This window comes from Ruegeria sp. CJ2 (genome assembly GCF_056536745.1).
Genome location: NZ_JBQFQF010000004.1, coordinates 272,741 through 292,520, shown reverse-complemented (window position 1 = coordinate 292,520; position 19,780 = coordinate 272,741). Strand labels below are relative to the sequence as shown.

The window sequence follows — 19,780 nt, the reverse complement described above, 5'->3', positions numbered from 1 at the left end:
CAATCTTTGGATATGACTCAGGATGCCTTTGCCGAAGCCCCCTCATTGTTCGACGTTGACGAAGCCCCGATGCAGCCTTTGCCACAGGGGAAGTTGCCGTCCTATATCAAGGACCACCGCAAGCGGCTGCGCGAACGGTTCATGGCGGGCGGGTCGGCTGCCATGCCGGATTACGAGCTGCTGGAACTGGTTCTTTTCCGCTCGATCCCCCGGCAGGATGTGAAGCCCTTGGCGCGGGCCTTGATGGACACATTCGGTGATTTCAACCGCGTTCTGACTGCGCCCGAAGAGCGGCTGCGGCAGATCAAGGGCGTGGGCGATACGGTGATTACCGATCTCAAGATACTCGAAGCTTGCGCGCACCGGATGGCCCGGGCGCGGGTGATGCAGCGGCACGTGATATCGGGATGGGATGCGTTGCTGGACTATTGCCACACAACGATGGCGCACCGCGAAACAGAACAGTTTCGGGTGTTCTTTCTGGATCGCAAGAACGTGCTGATCGCGGATGAGGAGCAAGCCAAGGGCACGGTGGATCACGTGCCAGTCTATCCGCGCAAGGTCGCCAAACGCGCGCTTGAGTTAAACGCCTCGGCGCTGATTCTTGTGCATAACCATCCCTCGGGTGATCCGGCGCCATCGCAATCGGACATCGACATGACAAACCGAATTCAGGATGCGTGCACAGCCTTGGGGCTGACCCTGCACGATCACCTGATCATCGGAAAATCGAATGAGTTGAGTTTTCGGTCCGAAGGGTATCTGTAGCCTTTACTCGACCCAAACCTCGACCCGGCGATTGACCTTGCGGCCCCAATTCGTGTCATCGCAGGCCATAGGCATCGCCTCACCAAAGGCATCCACAGTCAGTTCGACGCTGTCTGGCACCGTGGTCTCGACGGCTGCCAGCACCGCATTACGAACCGTTTTTGCGCGCAGCAGGGCAATACGCGCATTGCCTGCGGCCGGACCGTCGCCATCGCTGAACCCGACAAAGGTCAGCTTGCGCGCATCGAACGCCCCGGATTCAATCTGGTGTGCCAGTTGCCGGATATTGGATCGTGACTGCGCATCGGGCCGGGACGATCCCGCCTCGAACCGAAAGGACAGCGACAAGCGTGACAGGGGACGCAGGGTTTCGATCATGCGCTGCAATTCATCCAGCCCGACCTCGGGGCCGCCAGATGCTATGGCATTTGCCAGACGATCCCCCTGAAGCCCGATTTGCATCGTTTCAGGGGCCTGGTCCACAAAGCCAGAGTTTCGGATCTGCAACTGTGCCGCGTCGCTTTGGGTATAGGCCAGAAACTGCCGTGCGATACGGGGCAGGCGGCGGTTGGGCAGATACAGGAACATCGGCGAGGTCAGCGGATAATCCTCGGTCTTGATGGTCTGCCGCGTAGCTGAAAGCGCATGACCGCACCCCCCGGTCAGCGGCAAAGCGCGGACAGTGTCCAGTTCGGCCTGACTTGCAAGTCCGACGGCGAACGGGTCCCGTGCCACCTCCCGCACAAGCGCACCGCTGTGATGATGTCGAACCACGCTATCCGAGAGTGTGGTGCCAGATGGCGCAAATAGCTGATCCTCGACAATCTGGGCCAGTCCTGATCCGGCGCCAGGCAGATGCGTTGAGATCGGTGCATCCGGACCCCCCAAATCTGCCCAGTTCACGATCTCTCCTGCAAAGACACGAACCAGATCGGTGGGGGAAATCTGCCGCACGGGATTATCGGTTGAAACGATCGGGACCAACGCGTCCAATGCCACAACACGTGACCGCCGCACATGGGTCAGGTCGCCCAGACCGGCTGCCCCTGCTGCGGTTTGCTCTTCATCGCGTATTTCGCGCAGGGCCATCACGATGTCGGTCTCATTGTTGGTCAGATCGACAAAACCCTGTCCCGTGTTGCTTGCGCTGAAAAAGAACCGTCCTAACGGTGCATTCCGACCCGTTTTCTGTAGCTCGATCACGAGGTTGCCAGACTCAGAGTCATGAGACGTGGCCAGCAACCCCTCTTGCCGGGCGAAACCTGCGATCAGCGCTGGCAGGACTTTTTCAGCCATCACGGACGAGCCTGAGAAGCGAATTTCTGCCACGAAATCAGTCAGGCTGGGGCATGCCGGGCCGTCACACGTGACGCCTGATCCATCAACGGTCAGCGTTCCGAACGGGGTGTCCACCCGATAGAACTCACCATCAAAGCCAAGCAGGTTACCGACAACCTCAACCTTGCCGTCATGGGATGTCAGGGTGATGTCCTGCGCGGACACGTCTGTGGTTAGCGTCAGCGAAAAAAGTGCAGCGACTGCCACACGAAGAAAGGTCATAAGAAGCTCGAGCCTGCCTGCGTTTAATTTGCGGCGATTGTCAGGTCTTCGATCAGATTATTCAACACCAGAAACTCACCCGTCTGCGCGCAATTCGGCAGGTTGAGCGTCATCTCGCGTGACGTCAGGCGGCGATCTGAACGCAACTCGAAAGACTGCACACTCAGGTCGCGGTCACAGTTGGCGTTGGTCACCTCGGCCTCGACCGTCAGGGCAATTGATCCTGACTGCCCAACGTGACCGGCTGGAAAGGAATACACTTCGACATTGCGCGCGCTTTCCAGACCTGAATGACCAAGAGTGACGACATTGCCCGCGCCCTGCGCATTCGGATCAGAGGAAACGTGACCTGCGCCGCCATAGCTGGCCCCAAATTCAAGGGCATGGATTTGCAGATCGGTCTCGCCTGTCCACTGCAGGGCAATCCGATTGTATTGGTCCAGGTCCGGAACATGCGTTGTTGCCACCGTTCCATTCTGATCGTCGACCGAGATCAGAAAGATGGCATATTCGGACAGTGCCGGAAGGGTCAGCTCCATCCTGCCGTTCTCGTCCGTCATCTGCGTGACGGTCAGACCGCTGTGCAACACGTCGACCCGGTGATTGGCGTGACAGGGTGCCCTGACAGTCAGCGCGGCGGCTGCACCCGGAACGGCGCGGGCCCGCGCACTGAGATTGCAATCCAACGGTTCTGAGGGGGCCGAACGGCTGGGTTGCAGGGATTTTCTGGTTTGGGTCACATCCGGGGCTGGAGACGAGGAGGTCAGAACAATATCCTCCAGCCCGGCGATGATCGAGGCCTGGTCTGTCATTGAGGTCGTATTGGTCACGGTCTGCGTGCCGATTGGCTGCGCAGGCGATCCATTCTGCATCAGGTAACCGATCGCAAGGGCACAGGCGACCGTGCCCCCGGTGGTCACGTAGTTCTTAATTACAAACAAGACACCCTCCCCAGTTGAAGGAGCGAGTCGCATACTGGAGATGAATCACGGCCAATATGTGGCCGTGAAACGGACTCATTGTGTCTGAATTACGTCGGCGTCAGGTCAGGCGGCCGTGGCAATGCTTGAATTTTTTCCCTGATCCGCAGGGGCATCTGTCGTTTCGTGAGGGGTTGCCCCAGGTGCTTGGGTCGTCTTCAACAAAGCCGGGACGGGCATCGCCCGAGGCTTCGGCCTCAGCCACGGCTTCGGCTTCATCCACCGCCTCATCGACGGCTTGTTGCGCCTGTGCCTGCTGTGCCTGCATTTGCGCCAACATCTCACGCTGTTCTTCTTCGGTCAGCGGGCGGACGCGCGACAGTTGCTGGGTTACGGTTTCCCGCAGACTGTCCAGCATGCTTTCGAACAACTGGAAGCTTTCGTTCTTGTATTCGTTCAGCGGGTCGCGCTGGGCGTAACCGCGGAACCCCACGACCGAGCGCAGATGCTCGAGCGTCAGCAGATGCTCGCGCCACTTGCTGTCGATGGTGTTCAGCAGAACCTGCTTTTCGATGTTGCGCATGTTTTCGAGGCCAAAGGCTGCGGCCTTCTGCGCCATCATCTCGTCCGAGGCGTTGACCAGGCGTTCGCGCACCTGTTCGTCATCCACGCCTTCCTCGGCTGCCCAGTCCTGTACGGGAGCGTCGATGGTCAGCTTGTCCTTGACCGCCTCGTGCAGGCCGTCGGTGTCCCACTGATCGGCGTAGGATTTCGGCGGCATGTATTCGTCGATCAGGTCGTCGATCACCTGTTCCCGCATATCCGACACGATTTCTGACAGATCATCCGAGGACATGATCTCGCGCCGCTGGCTAAAGACCACCTTACGCTGGTCGTTCATGACGTCGTCGAATTTCAGGACGTTCTTGCGCATGTCGAAGTTGCGCCCTTCGACCTTGGACTGCGCCCGTTCCAGCGATTTGTTCACCCACGGGTGAATGATCGCCTCGCCTTCCTTCATGCCCAGCGTGTGCAGGACCTTGTCCAGACGCTCCGACCCGAAGATGCGCATCAGGTCATCTTCAAGGCTCAGATAAAACACTGTGCGGCCCGGATCACCCTGTCGTCCGGAACGGCCGCGCAACTGGTTGTCGATGCGGCGGCTTTCGTGGCGTTCGGACGCCATGACGTAAAGGCCTCCGGCGGCGAGTACCTTTTCTTTCTCTTCCGCGTGGCGGGATTCCTCGGCGGTGCGTAGCTCGGCTGGGTCGGCCTCGGGGTTCTCAGCCAGTGCCTGAAGAACCTTCATCTCGACATTGCCGCCCAGCTGAATGTCGGTGCCACGGCCTGCCATGTTGGTGGCGATGGTGACGGCACCAAACCGGCCTGCATCGGCGACGATCTGCGCCTCTTGCTCGTGCTGGCGCGCGTTCAGAACATTGTGCTCGACACCTTCCTTGGCCAGCATCTGGCTCAGAAGTTCGGACTTTTCGATCGAGGTGGTGCCCAGCAGGACAGGTTGCCCGCGTTCCTGCGCTTCCTTCGTTTCCTGGATCATCGCGCCGTATTTTTCACCGGCAGTGCGATAGACCTGATCGTCTTCATCCGCACGGGCAATCGGCTTGTTGGTCGGAACCTCGACCACGCCCAGACCGTAAATTTCCTGAAATTCCTCGGCCTCTGTCAGCGCGGTGCCGGTCATGCCGCCCAGCTTGTCATAGAGGCGGAAATAGTTCTGGAAGGTCACGCTGGCCAGCGTCACGTTTTCCGGCTGGATCGGCACGCCTTCCTTGGCTTCGATGGCCTGATGCAGACCTTCCGAAAGACGGCGGCCCGGCATCATACGGCCCGTGAATTCGTCGATCAGAACCACGTTGCCATCGCGCACGATGTAGTCCTTGTCGCGCGTGAACAGTTTATGGGCCCGCAGGCCCTGATTGACGTGGTGAACAACAGTGGTGCTTTCGGGATCATACAGCGAATGACCTTCGGGGATCAGCCCACCGGCGATCAACTGCTGTTCGAGGAACTCATTGCCCTCATCCGTAAAAGTCACGCTGCGCGATTTTTCGTCCAACGAGAAATGGTCGTCCTGCAAGGACGGGATCAGCGCGTCAATCGTGGTATAAAGCTCGGACCGGTCCTGCGACGGGCCCGAGATGATCAGCGGCGTCCGCGCCTCGTCAATCAGGATCGAGTCAACCTCGTCCACGATCGCGAAATTGTGGTGGACCTGATAAATCTCGGCCAGATCAGCCTTCATATTGTCACGCAGGTAATCAAAGCCCAGTTCGTTGTTGGTGGCGTAGGTCACGTCACAGGCATAGGCGGCCTTCTTCTCGGCATCGGGTTGGCCCGACCAGATGACACCGGTGGTCATGCCGACAGCGCCGAACACCTTGCCCATCCATTCCGAGTCGCGCTTGGCCAGGTATTCGTTGACCGTAACAACATGCACGCCCTTGCCGGTCAGCGCGTTCAGATAGGCCGGGAAGGTGGCAACCAGCGTCTTGCCCTCACCCGTTTTCATTTCCGAGATATTGCCCTGATGCAGGAAGGCACCGCCCATGAGCTGTACGTCAAAGGCGCGCAGACCCAGTGCGCGCTTGGCGCCTTCGCGGACGTTGGCAAAGGCTTCGGGCAGCAGGGCGTCCAGGCTTTCGCCGTCCAGCGCGCGTTTGCGCAGCTCGGCGGTCTTTTCGATCAGACCCTCATCGGACAATTTCTCGAACTCGGGCTCCAGCGCGTTGATCTGTTCGATCAGCGGGCGGGTCGCCTTGATCTTGCGGTCGTTCGGTGTTCCGAACACCTTTTTGGCGAGCGTTCCGAGTCCCAGCATGTTCACTCCAGCGGATCTGTTCTTGTCTTGGTTGCGACAGGCTTGCCCACCTTGCGCGCAACCCATAGATACGGGGGGTGAAAGGCGGCCCTGTCCAAGGCTTCAAAGCGATGTAAGCGGCAGGTTCCTGAGTGTCAACGCTGCGCCCTGTCGCGGCAAAGAAATAGGATGATTCCATGCCCAAAGGCTTCACTTTTCTGCCATCTCTGGCGCTTGCAACTGTGATGGCCCTGCCGCTGGCCGCCGAAACACAGCCCGATGCCAGCACGGTTGTCGCCCGTGTAAACGGGGACGAGATCACTTTGGGTCACGTCATTGCAACCGTTGCGACCCTGCCGCCCAATTATCAGCAGATCGAAGATGACGTTCTGTACGACTTTGTCATCGAGCAATTGATCCAGCAGCAATTGCTGGGCCAGCAGCAGGACGCGCTGACGGAATTGAACGCCCTTGCGCTTGCGAATGAAACCCGATCGTTGCTGGCGGTTCAGACCGTGAATGCGCTGGTCGAGGATGCGGTCACCGACGAAGCCATCCAATCCGCCTATGACGCGCAATTCGCTCAGTTCGAGGGCGAGGATGAATTCAACGCCAGCCATATTCTTGTGGCGACGGAAGACGAGGCCAAGGAAATCAAGACGCAACTGGATGACGGCGCGGATTTTGCTGAACTGGCCAAAGAGAAATCGACAGGTCCGTCCGGACCCAATGGCGGTTCGCTGGGGTGGTTCGGCAAGGGCCAGATGGTGCCCGAGTTCGAGGCCGCCGTTCTGGAACTGGTGCAAGGTCAGGTGTCCGACCCGGTGCAAACCCAATTTGGCTGGCACGTCGTGACATTGAATGACAAGCGCAAGTCCGAAGCCCCGGAACTGGACGCTATTCGCGATGAACTGACCCAGACGATTCAAAACGAAGCAATACAGGCCCGTATTGATGAATTGACCGAGGCAGCACAGATCGAGCGGCCCGAACTGGAAGGGGTAAGTCCCGACGTCGTTCGCCAGATCGAGCTGATTCAGGAGTAAGCGACCGTGGCGACGATCACCAAAGTTTCGCCGCTGGCTCCGGCGGCGTTTCCTGAGTTGCCAGCGATTGACGGCGTGCGATTTGCGACCGTCGAGGCGGGCGTGCGCTATCAGGGCCGCACCGATGTGATGCTGGCGGTGCTGGATCCCGGCACCGCGGTCGCTGGAGTGTTCACCCGCTCGGCCACACGTGCGGCACCCGTGTTGGACTGTCAGGACAAGATCGGTGGGGCCTGCGATGGCCCAGCGGCGATCCTTGTGAATTCGGGCAATGCCAACGCCTTCACCGGACATTACGGTCAGACTTCGGTGGCCGAGGTCACGCAAGCTGTTGCCAAAGCCACCGGTGTCGCTGTCGAACGGGTGTTCACCTCGTCAACCGGCGTGATTGGTGAGCCGCTGCCCCATGACAAGATCATGGCCCAGCTTGAGGCGCTGAAGTCGGGCCTCAGCCGCCATGCCATCGAAGACGCGGCGCGGGCGATCATGACCACTGATACCTTCCCGAAAGGAGCCTCGGCGCAGGTCGAGATTGACGGGAAAACAGTCTCTATTGCGGGGATTGCCAAGGGGTCGGGCATGATCGCGCCGGATATGGCGACGATGCTGGTTTACATCTTCACCGATGCGCAGGTCGAACAATCGGCGCTGCAAGCGATGCTGGGCGCGCAGACGGATCGTACCTTCAATTGTATAACCGTGGACAGCGATACCTCGACCTCGGACACCCTCTTGTTGTGCGCGACTGGCGCTTCGGGCGTGGATGCAACCGGCAACGCGGCGTTTGCGCAGGCGCTTGAGACGGTGATGCTGGACCTTGCGCAGCAGGTGGTGCGCGACGGGGAAGGGGCCACGAAATTCGTGGAAATTCGCGTGACCGGCGCGGCCTCGGACGCGGACGCCAAGGTGCATGGGCTGGCGATTGCCAACTCACCCTTGGTGAAAACGGCAATTGCGGGTGAAGACCCGAACTGGGGACGTGTCGTCATGGCCATCGGCAAATCCGGTGCCGCTGCCGACCGCGACCTTCTGAGCATTTCTTTCGGTGACATACTTGTGGCCGAGAAAGGCTGGGTCTGCCCCGATTACCGCGAGGAAGACGCCGCCGCTTATATGAAAGGTCAGGATCTGGTGATCGCGGTCGATCTGGGACTGGGCGAGGGCGCATCCACCGTTTGGACCTGTGATCTGACCCACGGCTATATCGAGATCAACGCGGATTATCGTTCATGAAGACCGTTTTGGTGTCGGCCGTCGCCCTGATCGACGTCGAAGGCCGCGTGCTGCTGGCGCAGCGCCCCAAGGGGAAGTCCATGGCCGGGCTGTGGGAGTTTCCCGGCGGCAAGGTTGAACCCGGCGAAACCCCCGAGGTCGCCCTGATCCGCGAGCTAGAGGAAGAACTGGGCATCAACACCTGGGCCTCCTGCCTTGCCCCGCTGACTTTCGCCAGCCACAGCTATGATGAGTTCCACCTGCTGATGCCGCTTTTTGCCTGCCGCAAATGGGAGGGGATACCTCAGTCGAAAGAGGGTCAGGCGTTGAAATGGGTGCGCGCGAATGATCTGCGGAACTACCCGATGCCAGCGGCGGATGTGCCGTTGATTCCGATAATAAGGGATTGGCTATAGAGCCACAGAGAATAGTTAGGATGCTTCTTGGACAAAAAGCAAAGTCACTTCTATCCTATTCCCCCATCAGCCATCCCATTGCCTTTGCTACGGGCAAGCTCCTTTGCGTCGTAACCAGCGCCCAAAGTATGCGGGCCGTGTACTTTTGGAGCTTGGTTTTTCTTGCGTTTCCTCGATTTGAGGTAAACTGCCACTATCACTAGCAGAATTGCGATCGGCACAAGTAGTAAAGTAATCTGGTTCGCGGTCATTAAATACCTCTTTGATAACTGTGTAGATCACTGTTGGAAACAAAGACTAAATTTCATCAGGTAATTGGCAAATGTTTGCGTGGATCAAATCCTCACGCAATGTGAGCACTTTGTAAATCCCGTGGGCGCTCCACCCCTGTTACAATTCGTAAGAATTGAGAAAACATCAGGCAAAACTTGCCGCTGATCGTGCCCAAGCCCTTACCGGGGCATTGGCATCCGGGCCTTAGTCCCGGTTCGCCGTTTCTGGCCCAAGAGAGGCTGGATTGGGAGGAGAAAGAGATTGGCTCAGACGCAGTCGGGCGCTGAAGGGATGACCTCTCTTCCGGCGCTGCTACACCGCAATGCGACGCAGTTCGGGGATACCCCGGCCTACCGGGAAAAGGAATTCGGGATCTGGCAATGCTGGACCTGGGCCGAGGCCGCCGCTGAAATCCGCAAACTGGCGCTGGGATTCCTGGAAATCGGCGTGGAAAAAGGTGACCATATTGCCGTGATCGGACGAAACCGTCCGGCGCATTACTGGTCGATGGTGGCCGCGCAGATGGTGGGCGCGGTTCCGGTGCCTCTGTATCAGGACTCGGTCGCCGAAGAGATGGCTTATGTTCTGGAACATTGCGGCGCGAAATATGTCGTCTGCGGTGATCAGGAGCAGGTCGACAAGGTCATCGAGATTCAGGAAAACCTGCATCAGGTCAAACACATCCTCTATACCGACAAGCGCGGGATGCGGAAATACGACCACAGCCAGATGAACGCGCTTGAGGACATCATGGCTGAAGGTGGCGCGGGACACGCCCGTTTCGACACCGAGCTGGACAGGCGAATTTCCGAGATCGGATATGACGATACCTGCGTGATGCTTTATACGTCGGGCACGACCGGAAAGCCGAAAGGCGTGGTGCTGTCGAACCGCAATGTGATCGAGAGCGCCAAGAACTCCTCTGAATTCGACCATCTGACGCGGCATGAGGATATCCTGTCCTACCTGCCGATGGCGTGGGTGGGCGATTTCATTTTCTCGATCGCTCAGGCCTATTGGTGCGGGTTCTGCGTGAACTGCCCCGAAAGCGCCGACACGATGATGACCGACCTGCGCGAGATCGGTCCGACCTATTTCTTTGCGCCGCCGCGCGTGTTTGAGACGCAGCTAACCAATGTGATGATCCGGATGGAGGACGCAGGCAAGCTGAAGCAGCGCATGTTCCACCACTTCATGGATCACGCCAAGAAAGTGGGCGGCCAATTGCTGGATGGGAAACCGGTGGGGTTTGCCGACCGGATGAAATACGCGCTGGGCAATATGCTGGTCTACGGCCCGCTCAAGGATACGCTGGGCTATGGCCGGTTCCGCGTGGGCTATACGGCGGGTGAGGCCATCGGGCCCGAGATTTTCGATTTCTACCGCTCGCTGGGGATCAACCTGAAACAGCTTTACGGTCAGACCGAAGCGACCGTCTATATCACCATCCAGCCCGATGGTGAGGTCCGCGCCGATACGGTGGGAGTGCCTGCGCCTGCGGTCGAGTTGAAGATCGACGACAAGGGCGAGATCCACTACCGCTCACCCGGTGTATTTGTGGAATATTACAACAACCCGGACTCGACCGCCTCGACCAAGGATGCCGAGGGGTGGGTGGCCACCGGGGATGCTGGGTTCATCGAGGAAAGCAGCGGCCATCTGCGGATCATCGACCGCGCCAAGGACGTGGGCAAGATGGCTGACGGGTCGATGTTTGCGCCGAAATATGTCGAGAACAAGCTGAAATTCTATCCCGACATTCTTGAGGTCGTGCTGTTCGGCAATGGCAAGGACCGCTGCGTGGCCTTCATCAATATCGACCTTACGGCGGTCGGCAACTGGGCCGAGCGCAACAACGTGGCCTATGCGTCTTATCAGGAACTGGCCGGTCATCCGCGTGTGTTAGAGACGATCAAGGCCCATGTGGAAGAGGTGAACAAGTCGGTCGCGGCGGATGAGATGCTGTCGGGCTGTCAGGTGCATCGCTTTGTGGTTCTGCACAAGGAACTGGATGCCGATGACGGCGAAATGACCCGGACCCGCAAGGTGCGCCGCGGGTTCGTTGAGGAAAAGTTCAACGACATCATCACCGCGCTGTATGACGGCTCGCCCAGCGTCGCGACCACGACCGAAGTGACCTATGAGGATGGGCGCAAAGGGTCGATCAGCGCAACGCTGGATATCGTCGACGCGGCGGTTGTGCCATCGACACAGCACAAGGTGGCAGCGGAATGAGGGCCGTTCGAGCGCCGCTCGACCTGCGGTCGTCGCCCCGCCCTCCGTCCCGTTTTTGCGCAAGTCAGGGAGTGACTGATGCTGGATAATTCCGAAGGATATGTCACCGAGGACGGCCGCAAGATTGGCGGCGTTGTGATGGAGATGAAGAACATCACCCTGCGTTTCGGCGGTGTGGTCGCGATCAAGGATATCTCGTTCGACATCCGCGAAGGTGAGATCCGCGCCATTATCGGTCCGAACGGTGCGGGGAAATCCTCGATGCTGAACGTGATCTCGGGGTTCTATGTCCCGCAGGAGGGCGAGGTTTGGTTCCACGGTGCCAAACGCCCGGCGATGCGGCCCTTTGAGGTGGCGCAGCAGGGGATCGCGCGGACCTTCCAGAACATCGCGCTGTTTGAAGGCATGAGCGTTCTGGACAACGTCATGACCGGGCGGCTTGGTTACATGAAGACCAACATTTTCCAGCAGGCGCTGTGGAAAGGGAAGGCCGAGGCGGAAGAAACCGAAAACCGCGAAGCGGTCGAAAAGATCATCGACTTCCTTGAAATCCAGCACATTCGGAAAACACCGGTGTCGCGCCTGCCTTACGGCTTGAAGAAACGCGTGGAACTGGCACGTGCGCTGGCGGCCGAACCCAAGCTGTTGCTGTTGGACGAACCGATGGCGGGGATGAATGTCGAGGAAAAAGAGGACATGAGCCGCTTTATCCTGGATGTGAATGACGAGTTCGGCACGACGATTGCCCTGATCGAACACGACATGGGCGTTGTCATGGATCTGAGCGACCGGGTCGTCGTGATGGATTACGGAAAGAAGATCGGGGACGGCACACCGGATGAGGTGCGCAACAACCAGGAAGTCATCGACGCCTATCTGGGGGTGAGCCATGACTGACCAACTGACAGACATGAGAGGGGGCACACATGCCTGATCAGCTGATTTTTGCGATGGAGGTCATCCTGAATGGCCTGATGGCTGGGGTTCTCTATGCGCTGGTCGCGCTGGGCTTTGTGCTGATCTACAAGGCTTCGGGCATTTTCAATTATGCTCAGGGCGTTATGGCCCTGTTCGCGGCCATGACCCTTGTCGGGATCATGAAGGGGCAGGTGCCGTTCTCGCACCTGATCAACGCGATCTTCGGAACGCATATCCATTATTTCGGTTGGAATGTTCCGGCGCTGCTGGCGATCCTTCTGACGATGGCGGTGATGGTGTTCCTGGCCTGGGCGGTGCAGCGGTTCGTCATGCGCCATCTGGTTGGCCAAGAGCCGATTATCCTGTTCATGGCGACCATCGGTCTGGCCTATTTCCTAGAAGGCGTGGCCGACCTGATGTGGGGGTCCGAGATCAAGACGCTCGACGTGGGTCTGCCGCAGGGCATCAACCTGTGGATCGACGAGGCGACGTTCAACATCTTTGGCTATGGGTTCTTCATCGACAACCTCGACATCGTGGCGACCGTGATTGCGGCGTTGCTGGTGGCGGCGCTGGTGGTGTTCAGCCAATACACCAAGCAAGGCCGGGCCATGCGCGCCGTGGCGGATGACCATCAGGCTGCGCTGTCGGTGGGTATCTCGCTGAACTTCATCTGGATCATGGTCTGGTCGGTCGCGGGGTTTGTCGCGCTGGTCGCCGGGACCATGTGGGGCACCAAATCGGGCGTTCAGTTCTCGCTGTCGCTGATTGCACTCAAGGCGCTGCCGGTGCTGATGCTGGGCGGCTTCACCTCGATCCCCGGAGCTATCGTGGGCGGGCTGATCATCGGTGTGGGTGAAAAGCTGTTTGAATTCGCGATCGGCCCTATGGTCGGTGGCGCGACCGAGAACTGGTTCGCCTATGTTCTGGCGCTGATCTTCCTCGTGTTCCGGCCGCAGGGCCTGTTCGGTGAGAAGATCATCGAGAGGGTGTAGCGATGCAGAAGGTGGTCGCCATCATCAATGTGATCGCATGGGCGGGGTTCTGGGCCTTTGGGTATATCGCCGTCACCTCGGACGATCTGACCGCAAGCCAGCTGGTTATCGCAGCGATCCTCGCCTTTGCCGGGCTGGTCACGGGCATCATGGCCTACATGAAACTGGTGCGCGCGTCAGAGGCGAGCGGATATGCAAAAGGGTCCAACCAACTGGACGCCGCAGCCCGGAACCGGGCGCAGGAACAATGGGGAAAGTGACACATGTTCTATCGTGAGGCCGGAGACTTCAAAGTTTCCTATGTGGATGACAGCCAGACTTTCCCGATCAAGTTCGACCGGTACCGGTACTATGTGGTTCTGGCGGTGGCGTTTGGGATCATTCCATTCATCATCAACGACTATTGGGCCAACGCGCTTTTGCTGCCATTCCTGATCTACGCGATCGCGGCAATCGGCCTGAACATTCTGGTGGGTTATTGCGGACAGGTCAGCCTTGGTACGGGCGGGTTCATGGCAGTGGGGGCTTATGCCTGCTACAAGCTGATGACGGCCTTTCCCGATGTCAGCATGTTTATCCATGTCATACTGGCAGGCGGTATCACAGCCATTGTCGGCGTTCTGTTCGGTCTTCCATCGTTGCGGATCAAAGGGTTCTATCTGGCGGTGGCGACGCTGGCCGCGCAGTTCTTTCTTGTGTGGCTGTTCAACCGTGTGCCGTGGTTCTACAACTACTCGGCTTCGGGTCAGATCAACGCACCGGAGCGCGATGTGTTTGGGATCATCATCACTGGACCGAATGCTCCGGCATGGGCGACGTATCTGTTCTGCCTGATCTTCCTGACCGTCTGCGCCGTGATCGCTCGCAACCTGACACGCGGCACCACAGGGCGCACGTGGATGGCGATCCGCGACATGGATATCGCGGCCGAGATCATCGGGGTGAACCCGCTCAAGGCGAAACTGACCGCCTTTGCCGTCAGCTCGTTTTTTGTGGGCATCTCGGGCGCGTTGTTCTTCGCAGTCTATCTCGGCGCGGTTGAAGTCGGCGAGGTGTTCGGGATCACCAAGTCGTTCCTGGTCTTGTTCATGATAATTATCGGCGGATTGGGCTCTATCTTCGGATCCTTTGCGGGGGCGGCGTTCCTTGTGCTGCTTCCGGTGGTTCTGAAAGTGGTCGGTGCTGACATGCTGGGCTGGCCCACGGATATTGTGGCGCATTTGCAGCTGGTGATCGTCGGTGGGCTGATCATCATGTTCCTGATCCTCGAACCACACGGGCTGGCGCAACTGTGGCGCGTCGCCAAAGAGAAACTCAGACTCTGGCCATTCCCGCACTAGGGGCAGGCCCAATCAGAAAACGGGTGCAAAGCCCGAATCCAACATCGGACCAACCAAGGGAGGAGACACCCGATGAAATTGAAACTGGCAACCGTGGCGCTGGGCGCTGCACTGGCGGCAGGACCGGTTATGGCCGACCTCGTATTCCCGTCGCTCAGCTACCGCACCGGACCTTACGCGGCGGGTGGCATTCCGTTCGCGGATGGCTATGCGGATTACTTTACCCTGCTGAACGAGCGTGACGGCGGGATCGGTGGTGTTCCGGCGAAAGTGATCGAATGCGAAACCGGATATAACACCGAAAAAGGTGTGGAATGCTATGAATCGACCAAGGGCGAAGGTGCTCTGGTTTATCAGCCGCTGTCGACCGGTATCACGTATCAGCTGATCCCCAAGGCGACCGCGGATAACATCCCGATTCACTCGATGGGTTATGGCCGTACATCTGCCAAGAACGGCGATGTGTTCAGCCACACGTTCAACTATCCTGCGAACTACTGGGATGGTGCTTCGGGCGCGGTGAACTATCTGCTGGAAGAGAATGGCGGAGACCTGAACGGCAAGAAAATCGCGCTAGTCTACCACAACTCGGCCTATGGCAAAGAGCCGATCCGCACGCTCGAGGAGCTTTCGGCCAAGCATGGCTTTGAACTGGTCGCCCTGCCGGTTGACCACCCGGGTCAGGAACAGAAATCGCAGTGGCTGCAAATCCGCCGCGACCGCCCTGACTATGTCCTGATGTGGGGCTGGGGTGTCATGAACCAGGTCGCTGTTCAGGAAGCTGCCAACATCCGCTTCCCGATGGAAAACTTCATCGGCATCTGGTGGTCCGGCTCGGAAAACGACGTGCTGCCAGCGGGTGAGGCCGCAAACGGCTACAAGGCGCTGACCTTCCACAACGTGGGCACGGACTTCCCGGTCTTTGACGATCTGAAGACACATGTTGTCGACGCGGGTAAAGCTGCCGGTGCTGGCGATCAGGTTGGTACGGTTCTGTACAACCGTGGTCTTTATGCTGCGATGCTGGCGGCCGAAGCTGCCAAGAAAGCGCAGGAAATCCACGGCACTGCCGACATCACCGCTGCGATGATGCGCGACGGTATGGAAGCGTTGGAAATCACCGAAGCCAAGATGACCGAACTGGGTCTGCCTGGTTTTGGTCCGGCATTCTCGGTCTCGTGTGAGAACCACGGCGGGGACGCTCTGGTTGGTGTGACCCAGTGGGACGCAGCCAACAAAACCTGGAGCCTGATTTCCGAGTTCAAGGCAACCGATGGCGACGTGATCGGCCCGCTGATCGACGAAGACTCGAGCGCCTACGCGTCCGAAAACAACATCGAATCGCGTTGCTGATCCGATGCAATGAAATCCGGGGCGGCGGCAGACCGCCGTCCCGACCCCAACACTCGCACGAGGACACGCGCTGATGCTGGATGCGGCTCAAACCACTGACGTGCAGGCGGAAACCCTGCTTGAGGTCAACAATATCGAGGTGATCTACAACCATGTGATCCTTGTCCTGAAAGGTGTCAGCCTGACCGTTCCCAAAGGCGGTATTACTGCTCTGCTCGGCGGTAATGGCGCGGGCAAGACGACGACGCTCAAGGCGGTGTCGAACCTGCTGCACTCGGAACGGGGCGAAGTCACAAAAGGGTCGATCAAGTATCGCGGGTCAAGCGTGCATGAAAGCGACCCGGCCGATCTGGTTGAAAAAGGCGTGATCCAGGTGATGGAAGGCCGCCATTGTTTCGAACACCTCACGGTCGAGGAAAACCTTCTGACCGGAGCCTATACGCGCAAGGACGGCAAGGCCGCGATCCAGAAAGACCTTGATCTGGTCTACACCTATTTTCCGCGTCTGGCTGAACGTCGCCGGTCGCAGGCGGGCTATACCTCGGGTGGTGAGCAACAGATGGTTGCTATGGGCCGGGCGCTGATGTCGCGGCCGGAAACGATCCTGCTGGACGAACCTTCGATGGGTCTGGCCCCGCAGTTGGTCGAAGAGATTTTCGGCATCGTGAAGGATTTGAACGAAAAAGAGGGCGTGTCCTTCCTGCTAGCCGAACAGAATACAAACGTGGCCCTGCGGTTCGCGCATTATGGCTATATCCTGGAATCCGGCCGTGTTGTGATGGACGGTCCTGCAGCCGAGCTGCGCGAAAACCCGGACGTGAAAGAGTTCTATCTGGGTATGTCCGAAGAAGGCCGCAAAAGCTTCCGCGACGTGCGATCCTATCGCCGCCGCAAGAGGTGGCTGTGAGCGGATGGAGGATCTGGCGATGACTTACTACGACGCACTCGAGACCCGATCAGCCGACAAACGCGCGGCCGATCAGTCAACGGCGCTGCAGGAACAGATCAGACGCGCCCTGTCCGCGCCGGGATTTGCAGCACAGTTGAACGACGCCGATACCAGCGGTGTCAAATCCGTCGACGATTTGGCAAGACTGCCGGTTTTGCGGAAATCCGACCTGAGCCGCGCTCAGGCCGCGCGGCCTCCGTTCGGCGGGTTTACGGTCAAACCTGCGCGTCACTTCCAGCATGTCTTTCAGTCTCCGGGTCCGATTTATGAACCCGGCAGCACCGATCACGACTGGTGGCGCATGGGTCGTTTTGTTCACGCCGCTGGTGTGGGTCCGGGGGACATCGTTCAGAACTGCTTTAGCTATCACCTGACCCCAGCAGGCATGATGTTCGAAAACGGTGCGCAGGCTGTTGGCGCGGCGGTTCTGCCCGCAGGCACCGGTCAGACCGAATTGCAGGTGACGGCTGCGCGCGATGTGGGCTGCACGGTTTATGCGGGAACGCCGGATTACCTGAAGGTAATCCTGGACAAGGCCGATGAGATGGGCGTGGACCTTCACTTTACCACCGCCGTTGTGGGCGGCGGCGCGCTGTTCCCGTCGCTGCGGCAGGGCTATGTGGATCGCGGTATCACCTGCCTGCAAGCCTATGCCACCGCCGATCTGGGCAATATCGCCTATGAAAGCCCCGCGATGGAGGGGATGATCCTCGATGAACATGTGATCGTCGAGATCGTCACCCCCGGCACCGGCACTCCGGTTGCAGAGGGCGAAGTGGGCGAGGTCGTTGTAACTTCGCTGAACCCCGATTACCCCCTGATCCGGTTTGCCACCGGTGATCTGTCGGCCATCCTGCCCGGTCAGTCACCTTGTGGACGCACCAATGCGCGGATCAAGGGGTGGATGGGTCGCGCCGATCAAACCACCAAGATCAAAGGCATGTTCGTGCGTCCCGAACAGGTCGCCGCACTGGTCGACAAACACGCCGAAATCGTCAAAGCCCGTGTCATTGCCGCCCGACAGGGTGAGATGGATACGATGACCGTTCAGATTGAAAGCCCCAGCGGAGACGACATGACCTATGCCAAATCCGTGATCGAAGTGCTGAAGCTAAAAGGCGCGATCGAGGTCGTTGCGCCCGGTTCACTGCCCAAGGATGGTTTGGTGATCGAGGATCAGCGGGTCTACGAATAAGGTCTGCGGCAGTTTGTGCCGCAGATTTGTTCCCGCGCAGACTGGTGTTTCTTAGCGTTTTGGTCGATTAATGGCCAACTCTGCGCATTCGCCAGTTACAAGCCGGGAAAATGGCCGACATAGAAGTTTCAGAACATGGCACGCGCAACCGCGGCGCGTTTGGCACCCGGCTGGTTGGTACGGTCGCCTGTCTTGTGGCGGCGGCCTGCCTGTTGCCGATGCTCGCCGTTGTTCTGGCGGCTGTGACGGGCGGAACGGATACGATCTCGCACCTGTTGCAGACGGTTCTGCCGGGCTATGCGCTAACGACGGTGATTTTGGTTGTTCTGGTTGCGATGGGTACGTTTGCCATCGGTGTCGGGGCTGCGTGGCTTGTGACCATGACGCGTTTCCCCGGCGTTCGGTTTCTTGAGATTGCCTTGGTCTTGCCGCTGGCGTTCCCGGCCTATGTGCTGGCCTATGCCTATACGTTCATTCTGGATCACCCCGGCATTGTCCAAAGCACCCTGCGCGATGTGACCGGCTGGGGCCCTCGCGATTATTGGTTCCCCGAGATCCGGTCGACCGAGGGCGCGGCCGTGATGCTGATCCTTGTCCTCTATCCATATGTTTATCTACTGGCGCGCGCCGCGTTTCTTCAGCAAAGCGCCACGGCTTTTCTTGCGGCGCGGGCGTTGGGCAAAAGCCCTTGGCTGGCGTTCTGGCACGTGTCGCTGCCCATGGCGCGCCCGGCGATTGCAGGGGGCGTTCTTCTGGCCATCATGGAAACCATCGCCGATTTCGGCACGGTCGCCTATTTCGGCGTCCAGACATTTGCCACTGGCATCTACACAAGCTGGTTTTCCATCGGAGACCGGGCCGCCGCCGCGCAGCTTGCTCTGTGTCTGCTGGGTTTTGCGCTGGTCATGGCCGTGGCCGAACGGATGCAGCGCGGTAAGGCGAAATACTATCAGGCAGGGAAAAGCCATGCGTCACTGCCCTCGGCGCAGCTAAAGGGCTGGCAGGCCGTCGCGGGCTTTACGCTCTGCGCCATTCCGGTTCTTCTGGGGTTCCTGCTGCCGGTGTTCATCCTGATTCAGATGGGGCTGGAGTCTGAGCAGAACCTGCTGTCGCGGCGTTATATCGGCTTCATCCAGAACTCGCTGACTTTGGCGGGCACTGCCGCTGTGGTCACGGTTTGCGCCGCAATCTGCGTCGGGTTCTTTCAGCGGCTGCGCCCCGGGCGTTTGTCATCTGGTGCGGGGTACATGGCGCGGTTGGGCTATGCGGTGCCCGGAGGTGTCATTGCGGTGGGCCTGATGGTGCCATTTGCCAGTTTCGACAATGCACTGGATGCGTGGATGCGGGCGACCTTCGATGTTTCGACGGGTTTGCTGGTGACGGGCTCAATCTGGCTGCTGGTCGCCGCTTATATGGTGCGGTTTCTGGCGGCGGCGCTCGGCGCTTATGAAGGTGGGCAAAGCACGGTACACGCCAATATGGACGCGGCTTCGCGTTCCTTGGGGCAAACCCCGCTCGGAACATTGCGCCGGGTTCATCTTCCTATCCTGACGCCGTCCTTGCTGACCGCGCTGCTGATTGTGTTTGTGGACGTGATGAAAGAACTGCCCGCGACCCTGATCATGCGCCCGTTCAACTTTGATACGCTGGCGGTGCAGGCCTATCGGCTGGCCTCGGACGAGCGGCTCGAGGGGGCCGCGGTCCCGTCGCTGGTCATACTGGCGGTGGGGCTGTTACCGGTCATTCTGATCTGCCGACAGGTCGGTCGGCGGCGTTAGTGCG

General features: G+C 59.1%; 16 protein-coding genes. 13 read left to right on the top strand and 3 right to left on the bottom strand.

Translation table 11 applies throughout. The features are described 5' to 3' along the window. The first annotated feature begins 12 nt into the window (after window positions 1–12). A complete protein-coding gene (radC, locus tag ACR0MS_RS08050) occupies window positions 13–768 on the top strand; it encodes a RadC family protein (RefSeq protein WP_480571952.1) in 756 nt (251 codons plus the stop codon). Window positions 769–771: 3 nt separating this feature from the next. Here the strand turns inward: radC and ACR0MS_RS08045 are convergent, their stop codons facing one another. The 3 genes from ACR0MS_RS08045 to secA form a co-directional block, all read right to left on the bottom strand. Next, window positions 772–2,328, bottom strand: a complete 1,557-nt coding sequence (locus tag ACR0MS_RS08045) for a phosphate ABC transporter substrate-binding/OmpA family protein (protein WP_480571156.1) — start codon at window positions 2,326–2,328, stop codon at window positions 772–774. Window positions 2,329–2,351: 23 nt separating this feature from the next. Next, a complete protein-coding gene (locus ACR0MS_RS08040; protein ID WP_480571159.1) occupies window positions 2,352–3,269 on the bottom strand; it encodes a hypothetical protein in 918 nt (305 codons plus the stop codon). Between the two features lie 100 nt (window positions 3,270–3,369). Next, window positions 3,370–6,087, bottom strand: coding sequence for a preprotein translocase subunit SecA (secA, locus tag ACR0MS_RS08035; protein WP_480571161.1), 2,718 nt, complete (start codon window positions 6,085–6,087; stop codon window positions 3,370–3,372). Window positions 6,088–6,263: 176 nt separating this feature from the next. On the opposite strand from secA, the gene ACR0MS_RS08030 reads away from it, so the two are divergent. The 12 genes from ACR0MS_RS08030 to ACR0MS_RS07975 all read left to right on the top strand — a co-directional run bounded on the left by ACR0MS_RS08030 (window position 6,264) and on the right by ACR0MS_RS07975 (window position 19,776). Further along, complete coding sequence (locus ACR0MS_RS08030) at window positions 6,264–7,112, top strand: peptidylprolyl isomerase (RefSeq protein ID WP_480571163.1); 849 nt, start codon at window positions 6,264–6,266, stop codon at window positions 7,110–7,112. A gap of 6 nt (window positions 7,113–7,118) precedes the next feature. Next, the gene (argJ, locus tag ACR0MS_RS08025) at window positions 7,119–8,345 is read left to right on the top strand and encodes a bifunctional glutamate N-acetyltransferase/amino-acid acetyltransferase ArgJ (protein WP_480571166.1); all 1,227 of its coding nucleotides are present in this window, start codon (window positions 7,119–7,121) and stop codon (window positions 8,343–8,345) included. Next, on the top strand, window positions 8,342–8,740 hold the full coding sequence (gene mutT / locus ACR0MS_RS08020) for an 8-oxo-dGTP diphosphatase MutT (protein WP_480571168.1): 399 nt from the start codon (window positions 8,342–8,344) through the stop codon (window positions 8,738–8,740). The genes argJ and mutT overlap by 4 nt, the downstream gene beginning before the upstream one ends. A 564-nt stretch (window positions 8,741–9,304) precedes the next feature. Then, a complete protein-coding gene (locus ACR0MS_RS08015) occupies window positions 9,305–11,248 on the top strand; it encodes an AMP-binding protein (RefSeq protein ID WP_480571954.1) in 1,944 nt (647 codons plus the stop codon). A gap of 78 nt (window positions 11,249–11,326) precedes the next feature. Beyond that, on the top strand, window positions 11,327–12,145 hold the full coding sequence (locus ACR0MS_RS08010; RefSeq protein WP_170387071.1) for an ABC transporter ATP-binding protein: 819 nt from the start codon (window positions 11,327–11,329) through the stop codon (window positions 12,143–12,145). 29 nt (window positions 12,146–12,174) lie between these two features. Continuing rightward, window positions 12,175–13,161 carry a branched-chain amino acid ABC transporter permease gene (locus ACR0MS_RS08005; RefSeq protein ID WP_480571170.1) on the top strand — a complete coding sequence of 329 codons (987 nt, stop codon included), beginning with the start codon at window positions 12,175–12,177 and terminating at the stop codon, window positions 13,159–13,161. 2 nt (window positions 13,162–13,163) lie between these two features. Next, window positions 13,164–13,421: a hypothetical protein gene (locus tag ACR0MS_RS08000; protein ID WP_480571173.1), complete on the top strand. Its 258-nt coding sequence runs from the start codon at window positions 13,164–13,166 to the stop codon at window positions 13,419–13,421. A gap of 3 nt (window positions 13,422–13,424) precedes the next feature. After that, window positions 13,425–14,501 (top strand): branched-chain amino acid ABC transporter permease, encoded by a 1,077-nt coding sequence (locus ACR0MS_RS07995; RefSeq protein ID WP_171123898.1) that lies wholly within the window; start codon window positions 13,425–13,427, stop codon window positions 14,499–14,501. A 72-nt stretch (window positions 14,502–14,573) separates the two neighbouring features. Beyond that, a complete protein-coding gene (locus ACR0MS_RS07990) occupies window positions 14,574–15,854 on the top strand; it encodes an ABC transporter substrate-binding protein (protein WP_480571176.1) in 1,281 nt (426 codons plus the stop codon). Window positions 15,855–15,927: 73 nt separating this feature from the next. Beyond that, window positions 15,928–16,761, top strand: coding sequence for an ABC transporter ATP-binding protein (locus tag ACR0MS_RS07985; protein ID WP_480571179.1), 834 nt, complete (start codon window positions 15,928–15,930; stop codon window positions 16,759–16,761). 19 nt (window positions 16,762–16,780) lie between these two features. Beyond that, window positions 16,781–17,998: a phenylacetate--CoA ligase family protein gene (locus ACR0MS_RS07980; protein ID WP_480571182.1), complete on the top strand. Its 1,218-nt coding sequence runs from the start codon at window positions 16,781–16,783 to the stop codon at window positions 17,996–17,998. 110 nt (window positions 17,999–18,108) lie between these two features. Beyond that, entirely contained in the window at window positions 18,109–19,776 is a 1,668-nt protein-coding gene (locus ACR0MS_RS07975) for an ABC transporter permease (RefSeq protein WP_480571184.1), read from the top strand. Window positions 19,777–19,780 lie beyond the last annotated feature (4 nt).